Source organism: Citrobacter sp. NCU1, from assembly GCF_010231475.1.
Taxonomy (GTDB): domain Bacteria; phylum Pseudomonadota; class Gammaproteobacteria; order Enterobacterales; family Enterobacteriaceae; genus Citrobacter_D.
In genome coordinates, this window is sequence record NZ_NRDO01000066.1 from 1 (window position 1) to 10,575 (window position 10,575).

Below are 10,575 nucleotides of genomic sequence, written 5' to 3' on the forward strand. Positions count from 1 at the left end.
GTGCAAAACGGACGTTAAGTAACCGTTTGATTTTCAGACTTTTACACAAACTTTCGTCGATCTGTCTATACTCTCGTATCGAGCAGATGATTTACTAAAAAAGTTTAACATTATCAGGAGAGCATTATGGCTGTTACTAATGTCGCTGAACTTAACGCACTCGTCGAGCGCGTAAAAAAAGCCCAGCGTGAATATGCCAGTTTCACTCAAGAACAGGTTGACAAAATCTTCCGCGCCGCCGCTCTGGCCGCTGCAGATGCTCGAATCCCCCTAGCCAAGATGGCCGTTGCCGAATCCGGCATGGGTATCATCGAAGACAAAGTGATTAAAAACCACTTCGCTTCTGAATACATCTATAACGCCTACAAAGATGAAAAGACCTGTGGTGTGCTGGATGAAGACCACACCTTCGGGACTATCACCATTGCTGAACCGATTGGTATCATCTGTGGTATCGTTCCGACCACTAACCCGACGTCTACTGCAATCTTCAAGTCGTTGATCAGCCTGAAGACCCGTAACGCCATCATCTTCTCTCCGCACCCGCGTGCTAAAGATGCAACGAACAAAGCTGCTGACATCGTTCTGCAGGCTGCTATCGCTGCAGGGGCACCGAAAGACTTGATCGGCTGGATCGATCAACCTTCCGTAGAACTGTCAAACGCATTGATGCACCACCCGGACATCAACCTGATCCTTGCTACCGGTGGTCCGGGTATGGTTAAGGCTGCTTACAGTTCTGGTAAACCGGCTATCGGCGTAGGCGCAGGCAACACGCCAGTTGTTATTGACGAAACAGCGGATATCAAACGTGCGGTAGCTTCCGTGCTTATGTCCAAAACCTTCGATAACGGCGTCATCTGTGCTTCAGAACAGTCTGTCGTTGTGGTTGACTCCGTATACGATGCTGTTCGCGAGCGTTTCGCCACCCACGGCGGCTACATGCTGCAGGGCAAAGAGCTGAAAGCCGTCCAGGACATCATCCTGAAAAATGGCGCGTTGAACGCCGCAATTGTTGGTCAGCCAGCGTACAAAATCGCTGAACTGGCTGGCTTCACCGTACCAGAAACGACCAAGATTCTGATCGGCGAAGTAAAAGTGGTTGACGAAAGCGAGCCATTTGCTCACGAGAAACTGTCTCCTACGCTTGCGATGTATCGCGCTAAAGATTTTGAAGACGCCGTGCTTAAGGCTGAGAAACTGGTCGCCATGGGCGGTATCGGTCACACCTCTTGCCTGTACACCGATCAGGACAATCAGCAGGATCGCGTCAACTACTTCGGTCAGATGATGAAAACTGCGCGTATCCTGATCAACACCCCAGCTTCTCAGGGTGGTATCGGTGATCTTTACAACTTCAAACTCGCACCTTCCCTGACTCTGGGTTGTGGTTCCTGGGGTGGTAACTCCATCTCTGAAAACGTTGGTCCTAAGCACCTGATCAACAAGAAAACCGTTGCTAAGCGAGCTGAAAACATGTTGTGGCACAAACTTCCGAAATCTATCTACTTCCGTCGTGGCTCACTGCCAATCGCACTGGATGAAGTGATTACCGATGGTCACAAACGTGCGCTGATCGTGACCGACCGCTTCCTGTTCAACAACGGTTACGCTGACCAGATCACCTCTGTTCTGAAAGCCGCTGGCGTTGAAACTGAAGTGTTCTTTGAAGTTGAAGCTGACCCGACGCTGAGCGTAGTTCGTAAAGGCGCAGAGCTGGCGAACTCCTTCAAACCAGACGTGATCATCGCGCTGGGTGGTGGTTCCCCGATGGACGCCGCGAAAATCATGTGGGTCATGTACGAACATCCGGAAACTCACTTCGAAGAACTGGCGCTGCGCTTTATGGATATCCGTAAACGTATCTACAAGTTCCCGAAAATGGGCGTAAAAGCGAAGATGGTTGCGGTCACCACCACTTCCGGTACCGGTTCTGAAGTTACCCCGTTTGCGGTGGTAACCGACGACGCTACGGGTCAAAAATACCCGCTGGCTGACTATGCGCTGACTCCGGACATGGCGATTGTTGACGCCAACCTGGTGATGGAGATGCCGAAATCTCTGTGTGCGTTCGGTGGTCTGGATGCAGTAACTCACGCTCTGGAAGCGTATGTTTCTGTACTGGCTTCTGAGTTCTCTGACGGTCAGGCTCTGCAGGCTCTGAAACTGCTGAAAGACAACCTGCCAGCGTCCTACAATGAAGGGTCTAAAAACCCGGTAGCACGTGAGCGTGTACACAGTGCAGCGACTATCGCCGGTATCGCGTTTGCTAACGCCTTCCTGGGTGTATGTCACTCCATGGCGCATAAACTGGGTTCTCAGTTCCACATTCCTCACGGTCTGGCGAACGCCCTGCTGATCTGTAACGTTATTCGTTACAACGCAAACGACAACCCGACCAAACAGACGGCATTCAGCCAGTACGACCGTCCGCAAGCACGTCGTCGTTATGCTGAAATCGCCGATCACCTGGGTCTGAGTGCGCCAGGCGACCGTACCGCAGCGAAAATTGAAAAACTGCTGGCATGGCTGGAAAGCCTGAAAGCGGAACTGGGTATTCCTAAGTCAATCCGCGAAGCTGGCGTTCAGGAAGCTGACTTCCTGGCCAATGTGGACAAACTGTCTGAAGATGCGTTCGATGACCAGTGTACAGGCGCTAACCCGCGTTACCCGCTGATCGCTGAACTGAAACAGATTCTGATGGATACCTTCTACGGTCGTGAATTCAGCGAAGGTGAAACTGCAGCGAAGAAAGACGTTGTTGCAGCACCAAAGGCTGACAAAAAAGCGAAAAAATCTGCTTAATTTACTCACGTAAATATTAGCAAATACCGAAAACGGTCCCAGAGGGACCGTTTTTTTATCCCCCGCATAAACACCACCTCCTATGGAGGTGGTCAGCAACAGGTTTTGGCTCTGCCTTATTGTCTTTGGATTTAAATCTAACAGAACTGGCAGGGGCTTCTTGTTAGTGTTTTTAGTACGCCCCTATGGGGCGTTATCAATGCCACCTGCTATGCAGGTGGTCTTTTATGTCGTTTTTAATTAATGCCAGCCAGATACACAATACGTATGTAGACAGATGCCGTTAAATACGCGCAATACGCTGGATTTTTCTGAAGGACGTCAGAGAACAACGAGAAAGGAGGTTTCAGGGCAGAAGTGGTTTGTGATGGCCAACAACCTACCCTGTTTGTTTTATCGCGTACAGGAAGCCCGTATTAGTCGTAGCGATGCTTTTCCTGAATAGAGGTCAATGACCCGACTTCAAGAGCTTCTTTGTAATGCTTACGACACACGGAGACGTAGCGCTCATTACCGCCAATAACAACCTGTTCACCTTCATTATAGGGTCTGCCAGACTGATCAAGGCGTAAAACCATGCTCGCTTTGCGGCCACAAAAACAGATGGTTTTTAATTCCACCAGTTTGTCCGACCAGGCAAGCAGGTATTGACTCCCACCGAACAGCTCGCCACGAAAATCTGTACGTAATCCATAACACAAAACCGGAATATCGAGTTGGTCAACGACTTCTGATAATTCATAGACCTGCTGGCGGGTCAGAAACTGACACTCATCAACCAGTACACAATGTATTGGCTGTTGCGCATTATCCGCACGAATCTCGTCAAACAATGATGAGTTCTGGTTAAACAATTTAGCGGGTGAGGAAAGCCCAATACGTGAGCTGACTTTTCCGGCGCCATAGCGGTCATCAATTTCCGCCGTATACACGACGGTGCGCATCCCTCTTTCCTGGTAATTGTATGAAGATTGCAGCAATGCAGTCGACTTACCTGCGTTCATTGCCGAATAGTAGAAATATAGCTGTGCCATTAACCGCAGGCCCTCACCTGAGAGAAATAAAAATCCGGTGGATTCTATCATAATTTTCGGGCCTGTCGGGTTCAGGAATTGTATACACGTCTGACATCACAGTCTTGTTCGGATAGCTGCCCTGATTCATTGCTACCACGTACAGATATTGTTCTCGCGCGACTTTCCGGGTTGTTGACATGCCACTGGTGAATAAACTGAGGTATATATCAGCGCTAACAAACACCCTCAGCGATATACCCGTCATACTTAAGGCGGCCTGGTTGTCAACAATGCCCGCCTTTGGGTTCCCTTCTCGCTTCACAAATCGGCTATGCCAGTATCTCCCTCTGGCGTTAACGGAATTCAGCGTCTGAGGAAGAATGAGTCTCAAAACGTCGCTCATCAGAGCTGGCATCTGATTGTTAAGATTCATTCTGGCGAATTTGACGCAGCTCGCAGACTTCTTGTAACCCAAATTATTTAGGTTATACGCCACCTTCGCAATTTGTGCTTTAGACATTCATCAACTTTACTTAACATCCACTTCATTATCTAAACCCTGCATTTATTGTTACTGTTTCTCATATCTACCCCAAAGTAATAGGTGAATTCGGTAAGCAAAACTAATACAAAAGGTTGAAATTACTGCAATGAGATACTATTCCGACACGATAAAATGTGACTCTAATCGCTGAAGTTTAGCACCCTGCCCGGAGTAACATCGCAGGCAATAAGCTCTTTTTTGTGCGTCCCTTCAAGAAAAATTTAAGTTCAGATATTTAAAAGCTGTCGTAAATAAAGAGCAATTTTGAATTCCTTACATTACTGGCTATTGCACATCTGAATTTATCGCTCTATTATTAGCTCAACAAACCACCCCAATATAAGTTTGAGATTACAAAAATGAGCGAAGCACTTAAAATTCTGAACAACATCCGTACTCTTCGTGCGCAGGCAAGAGAATGTACCCTTGAGACGCTTGAAGAAATGCTGGAGAAATTAGAAGTTGTTGTTAACGAGCGCCGTGAAGAAGAAAGCGCTGCCGCTGCTGAAGTTGAAGAGCGTACCCGTAAACTGCAACAGTATCGCGAAATGCTGATCGCTGACGGTATTGACCCGAACGAACTGCTGAATAGCATGGCTGCAGTTAAATCCGGCGCCAAAGCTAAACGTGCTGCTCGTCCTGCTAAATATAGCTACGTTGACGAGAACGGTGAAACTAAAACCTGGACTGGCCAGGGTCGTACACCGGCAGTGATCAAAAAAGCAATGGAAGAACAAGGTAAACAACTGGACGATTTCCTGATTCAGGAATAATCCCTAACCTGTTTGCTTAAAATCCCGCCAATGGCGGGATTTTTTTTGGCTACTTCGCCAGTCGTCGCCTTACAGATGAAAAAAAATGGCGCTGAGTGATCAGCGCCATTTTGTCGGGATTTATACCATCTGGCTTACTTCTTAATACCCATTTCTTCTTCAAGCCATGCTTTAAATTCAGCACCAAGGGTATTATGGCGAATGCCATATTCAACAAACGCCTGCATGTAGCCTAATTTATTACCACAGTCATGGCTTTTGCCTTTCATATGGTAAGCTTCGACCGTCTCTTTTTCGATCAGCATATCAATCGCATCGGTCAGCTGAATTTCATCTCCGGCTCCTGGAGGCGTTTTTGCCAGCAGTGGCCAAATATCAGCGCTCAAAACATAACGTCCCACGACGGCCAGATTAGACGGCGCAACTTCCGCTTTCGGTTTTTCAACAACACCGACCATCGGCACGCTCTCGCCGGGTTCTAATTCTACGCCCTTGCAATCGACCACGCCGTACGCAGTAACGTCGGCAACGGGCTCTACCATGATCTGGCTGCTACCGGTTTCGTCAAAGCGACGAATCATTTCAGCGAGGTTATCCTGGGACAAATCAGATTCAAATTCATCCAGAATCACGTCCGGCAGAATGACCGCGACAGGTTCGTCGCCAACAACCGGATGCGCGCACAATACGGCATGACCCAATCCTTTCGCCAGCCCCTGACGGACCTGCATAATAGTCACATGCGGCGGGCAAATAGATTGCACTTCTTCCAGTAACTGACGCTTAACGCGTTTTTCCAGCATCGCTTCCAGCTCAAAACTGGTATCGAAATGGTTTTCAATTGAATTTTTGGACGAGTGGGTCACCAGCACAATTTCAGTGATACCAGCGGCAATACATTCGTTTACGACATACTGAATTAATGGCTTATCAACCAGCGGCAACATCTCTTTCGGGATGGCTTTCGTCGCCGGCAACATCCTGGTTCCTAAACCCGCAACCGGGATAACGGCTTTTCTGACTTTCGTATTAAGGGCAGCCATTTAAATTCTCCTGGACTGTTCATGTATTGAACGTGTTCATCAATCTGTATCGCATCCGAGTATATCAGTCGTGGAACAAACCCCAACGCCGAAAAGGACGCGCGTTCGTATAATTAAGATAAATTCGAAAAAACCTGGCGCTGATAGTAGCACCCGAAGAGTAAAGCAGGTACGCCAATTTCAGTCCGCCTTCCTGATTGCTCATTCCGCAGACAACATAAGGCGAAGTCGTCCTCCTGCCCCCCAAATTTGACACTGCCAGGATTCACAACGCTGGCTTAATTGGTTTAGATAAGTATTACCTAATGTGCCTAACGGAACGCCATTGCTGATCTGCACCTGATGTGCGGGTGTATTTAACGTCGCGTTCAGCCCTGCGGAAACCAGTGTCAGATTTTTAAGCCCACAATGGTAATAACCGACTAATAGCGGAAACTGTCCCGGTAAATTGGCTTGCCGTAGCAGATGATTCACTTGTTTCAGCAAAGTACCTAATTCGGGTAAGCGATGATCCTGATGCGCCAGCTGTTCCTGCAACAGACCATTAAATAACGCCCTCAGCAACAACGCTGCCAATACGCCATTATCGCCCGCGCGAGTGACATCAAGACAATAAAAGGCAAGGTCATGGTCAGATAACGGCGCAATATCGAGCACCAAACCAGGCTGGTCGGCGGCAACAAGTTGGCGATAATTTACACGACAATGAGAAATAACCTGCTGAACCGGCGGCTGTAGTTCTTGCAGTAATTTTGCCGCTGCTGGTGGATTATCGACCAGCGCATCCCAGTCGCGAAACAGACGCTCCTCTTCTTCAACTCTGGAATTAAACATATTGGGATAAAGACAGGCGAAAACGGCTTGCTTCAGACGGTTAAGATCTTTCACTGGCTTTAGCAATACGTCCGCAACGCCAAGGCGCAGCGCTTTAGCAATGTCCGCCATATTTTCTGTCGCGGAAATAACCAGAATTGGCGTCTGGTCGCCACGATTACGTATATGTTCAACCAGTTTGAGCCCATTCATTCTCGGCATGGCGATGTCGCAAATCATCAGGTCAGGGGTGAATACACCGAGTAAATCCAGTGCATCCAGACCGTCTGCGGCTACTGCTGTCGTCGCTCCCAATGAGGAAAACCAGGAATCGAGAAGCGAGCGAAAAACAGGCTCGTCTTCAACAATAAGAATCTGTTTTCCGACCAATGGCTGCGTCATGTTCTCTCCCCTGACTGGCTTTAATCAATAGTGGCATGCTATTGCGACTCGTGCCTGTCAGATTTTGCTTAAGTGTTCGTAAAAGGTGTGTCAAACGTCGGTACGCACCAAGGGTAAAAGCTCGTCCATCTTTTTCTCGACTGCCAGCTGCCCTGCCGCAATGGCGGCACTGGCACGGTGAAAGTCCAGTGTGGAGATCTGCGGGCAAAACGGCTGGATCAAAATATCCGGCGGGTCGCCAGCCATTCGGTTGCGTTTAAGTCTGTTTTCCAGCACCTGAATAGAGGTTGTCATGATCTCCATGGCCGTTGGCGCGCTTTCGACGCGTCGGGAGGTCATGTTGCTCAGGCGCTCTTTCAAACGAGCATGCCAGGAAAGCGTATCCTCGCTGTCATCATCGTCATTGCTGACATTAAAAGAGAGAAGGTCTTGCTGCATGAGATGCGCATCGTGCTGAAGGTCGACGGCAATAACAATGTCAGCCCCCATCGCGCGAGTCAGAGAAACAGGAACAGGGTTAACCACCGCGCCATCCACCAGCCAGTAACCATTATGGGCCACCGGAGACATCAGGCCAGGCATACTGCAGGAGGCACGCACAGCCAGGTGCAAATCGCCCTCAGTAAACCACAACTCCCGGCCGGTGCTGAGATTGGTTGCAACCGTGCCAAAACGGCGCGAACAGTGTTCGAAATCGTCGGCAGGCATGATCTCGCGGTATTGATTGAATACACGTTCACCACGCAAAAGTCCGCCTCTGCCCCAGGAAAGATCCATCAGGCGTAGCACATCCCAGTAGCTGAATGAGCAGACCCACTGCTCAAGCGCGGTCAATTTATTACAGGCATAAGCGGCGCCAACAAGCGACCCAATGGAGCATCCCGCAACGATATCGACATCAATGCCCATGTGCTTTAGCGCTTTGATAACACCGATATGGGACCACCCTCGTGCTGCGCCGGAACCCAGCGCCAGCCCTATTTTAATTTTTCTCATTGTCACGAACGACTTCCCATGGCTTCAAGACGTGGCAACATCGCCACGGCTCAGTTAACATAGTGCTACCCAGGCGTTTGTACGCCGTATTTTTTTATTCCAGGGAGATGATTGTGTCTCAGCTTTGTCCCTGCGGCAGCGATGTCGAGTATAGCCTATGTTGCCGCCCTGTTGTGTCTGGTGAGCAAGTTGCACTCGATCCGTCACAACTCATGCGTTCTCGCTACTGCGCTTTTGTGATGAAAGACGCAGATTATTTAATCAGAACCTGGCATCCCTCCTGTGGCGCAGCCGCGTTTCGCGACGATATCACCGCTGGATTTGCCCACACAGAGTGGCTGGGTCTGACCGTTTTCGAACAGTCCTGGTCAGAAACCGAAAATACAGGTTATGTCAGTTTTGTGGCCCGTTTTTCCGAACAAGGTAAATCAGGCGCCATCATTGAGCGTTCTCGTTTCTTAAAAGAAAACGGTCAATGGTATTATATTGATGGTACACGTCCTCAGTTTGGCCGAAATGATCCCTGCCCTTGCGGGTCAGGTAAAAAATTCAAAAAGTGCTGTGGTTAAACACATCTGACAGCAACGAAACAGCAAACACTCTCAACAGGATTTTCCCGGCAATGCATTCACTACAACGAAAAGTTTTGCGTACTATCTGCCCTGACCAGAAGGGTCTCATCGCGCGGATCACCAACATTTGCTACAAGCACGAATTAAACATCGTGCAAAACAATGAATTTGTTGACCACCGCACCGGTCGATTTTTTATGCGCACCGAACTGGAAGGTATTTTTAATGACTCCACGCTGCTCGCCGATTTGGATAGCGCCTTGCCAGAAGGTTCCGTTCGCGAACTGAACCTGGCCGGACGTCGCCGCGTTGTGATTCTGGTCACCAAAGAGGCTCATTGTCTGGGCGATCTATTAATGAAAGCCAACTATGGTGGACTGGATGTTGAGATCGCCGCCGTCATTGGCAACCACGAAACGCTGCGCTCGTTGGTGGAACGTTTTGAGATCCCGTTTGAGCTGGTGAGCCATGAGGGATTAACTCGCGAGGAACACGATCAGAAGATGGCAGATGCCATTGATGCGCACCAACCTGACTATGTGGTGCTGGCGAAGTATATGCGCGTTTTGACCCCCGAGTTTGTTTCACGTTTCCCGAATAAGATCATCAACATTCACCATTCGTTCTTACCCGCGTTTATTGGCGCGCGTCCTTATCACCAGGCCTATGAGCGTGGCGTCAAAATCATTGGCGCAACCGCGCATTATGTCAATGACAACCTGGATGAAGGTCCCATCATCATGCAGGACGTGATTCATGTCGATCACACCTATACAGCAGAAGATATGATGCGTGCCGGACGCGACGTAGAGAAGAACGTATTAAGCCGTGCGCTGTATCAGGTGCTGGCTCAGCGCGTGTTTGTTTACGGCAACCGGACGATCATTCTTTAATCGATAAATATATTAATTGGTTACCTTTACGCCTTGGCGCGTAAAAATCAGGCGATTGGTTTATTTTTATCAACGGAATGCTTTACAGTGGCGCGTCATTTGATATGATGCGCCCCGCTTACCGCAAGGAAGCAGGCCAGTAAATAGCATTACCCCGTGGTGGGGTTCCCGAGCGATCATAAGGGAGCTGACTGCAAATCTGCCGTCATCGACTTCAAGGTTCGACTCGAGCGATAGTGAGAGAACGTTGCCGTAGGCAACGGCCCGAAGGGTGAGGAGCTTTAGCTCCGAATAATCCTTCCTGACTATTGAATGCATGCAGCACATTGAATTTACCCTGTGGTGGGGTTCCCGAGCGGCCAAAGGGAGCAGACTGTAAATCTGCCGTCATCGACTTCGAAGGTTCGAATCCTTCCCCCACCACCATTCATTCTGGTAAGTTCTCAAAAAAATTCATACCCCTGGTGGGGTTCCCGAGCGGCCAAAGGGAGCAGACTGTAAATCTGCCGTCATCGACTTCGAAGGTTCGAATCCTTCCCCCACCACCATTACTTCCTGAAAGCCTCCTGGTCCCCAACAAATTTTTGAATTTCATATTCTACCCATGCGGGAAGGACGAGAATCTTCGACTAAGGTTCGATTCGAGCGCAGCGAGAAAGCGTTGCCGCAGGCAACGACCCGAAGGGCGAGGCGCAACGCGCCGAGTCATCCTTCCCCC

8 protein-coding genes, 2 tRNA genes and 2 other RNA genes are annotated in these 10,575 nt (G+C 49.3%); 8 read left to right on the forward strand and 4 right to left on the reverse strand.

What is annotated here, in order from left to right:
- Positions 1–126: 126 nt before the first annotated feature.
- Positions 127–2,805, forward strand: a complete 2,679-nt coding sequence (gene adhE, locus CJP72_RS18665) for a bifunctional acetaldehyde-CoA/alcohol dehydrogenase (RefSeq protein ID WP_162382832.1) — start codon at positions 127–129, stop codon at positions 2,803–2,805.
- Between the two features lie 416 nt (positions 2,806–3,221).
- On the opposite strand, the gene tdk is transcribed toward adhE, so the two are convergent.
- The gene (gene tdk / locus CJP72_RS18670; RefSeq protein WP_162382833.1) at positions 3,222–3,839 is read right to left on the reverse strand and encodes a thymidine kinase; all 618 of its coding nucleotides are present in this window, start codon (positions 3,837–3,839) and stop codon (positions 3,222–3,224) included.
- An 885-nt stretch (positions 3,840–4,724) separates the two neighbouring features.
- On the opposite strand from tdk, the gene hns reads away from it, so the two are divergent.
- Positions 4,725–5,138, forward strand: coding sequence for a histone-like nucleoid-structuring protein H-NS (gene hns / locus CJP72_RS18675; RefSeq protein ID WP_162382834.1), 414 nt, complete (start codon positions 4,725–4,727; stop codon positions 5,136–5,138).
- Between the two features lie 134 nt (positions 5,139–5,272).
- On the opposite strand, the gene galU is transcribed toward hns, so the two are convergent.
- The 3 genes from galU to rssA form a co-directional block, all read right to left on the reverse strand.
- Positions 5,273–6,181 (reverse strand): UTP--glucose-1-phosphate uridylyltransferase GalU, encoded by a 909-nt coding sequence (galU, locus tag CJP72_RS18680; RefSeq protein WP_162382835.1) that lies wholly within the window; start codon positions 6,179–6,181, stop codon positions 5,273–5,275.
- A 201-nt stretch (positions 6,182–6,382) separates the two neighbouring features.
- Positions 6,383–7,396 carry a two-component system response regulator RssB gene (rssB, locus tag CJP72_RS18685; RefSeq protein ID WP_162382836.1) on the reverse strand — a complete coding sequence of 338 codons (1,014 nt, stop codon included), beginning with the start codon at positions 7,394–7,396 and terminating at the stop codon, positions 6,383–6,385.
- Positions 7,397–7,486: 90 nt separating this feature from the next.
- A complete protein-coding gene (gene rssA, locus CJP72_RS18690) occupies positions 7,487–8,392 on the reverse strand; it encodes a patatin-like phospholipase RssA (RefSeq protein ID WP_162382837.1) in 906 nt (301 codons plus the stop codon).
- Positions 8,393–8,505: 113 nt separating this feature from the next.
- Here rssA and CJP72_RS18695 point away from each other — a divergent pair, with 113 nt between their 5' ends.
- From CJP72_RS18695 to CJP72_RS18720, 6 genes are all read left to right on the forward strand, one after another.
- On the forward strand, positions 8,506–8,961 hold the full coding sequence (locus CJP72_RS18695) for a YchJ family protein (RefSeq protein ID WP_162382839.1): 456 nt from the start codon (positions 8,506–8,508) through the stop codon (positions 8,959–8,961).
- Between the two features lie 53 nt (positions 8,962–9,014).
- Complete coding sequence (gene purU, locus CJP72_RS18700) at positions 9,015–9,857, forward strand: formyltetrahydrofolate deformylase (protein WP_162382838.1); 843 nt, start codon at positions 9,015–9,017, stop codon at positions 9,855–9,857.
- A gap of 167 nt (positions 9,858–10,024) precedes the next feature.
- Positions 10,025–10,169: non-coding RNA, RtT sRNA (locus CJP72_RS18705), on the forward strand.
- Between the two features lie 29 nt (positions 10,170–10,198).
- A tRNA-Tyr gene (locus tag CJP72_RS18710) sits at positions 10,199–10,283 on the forward strand.
- A 37-nt stretch (positions 10,284–10,320) separates the two neighbouring features.
- A tRNA-Tyr gene (locus CJP72_RS18715) sits at positions 10,321–10,405 on the forward strand.
- 46 nt (positions 10,406–10,451) lie between these two features.
- Positions 10,452–10,575: non-coding RNA, RtT sRNA (locus CJP72_RS18720), on the forward strand; the annotation flags it as partial.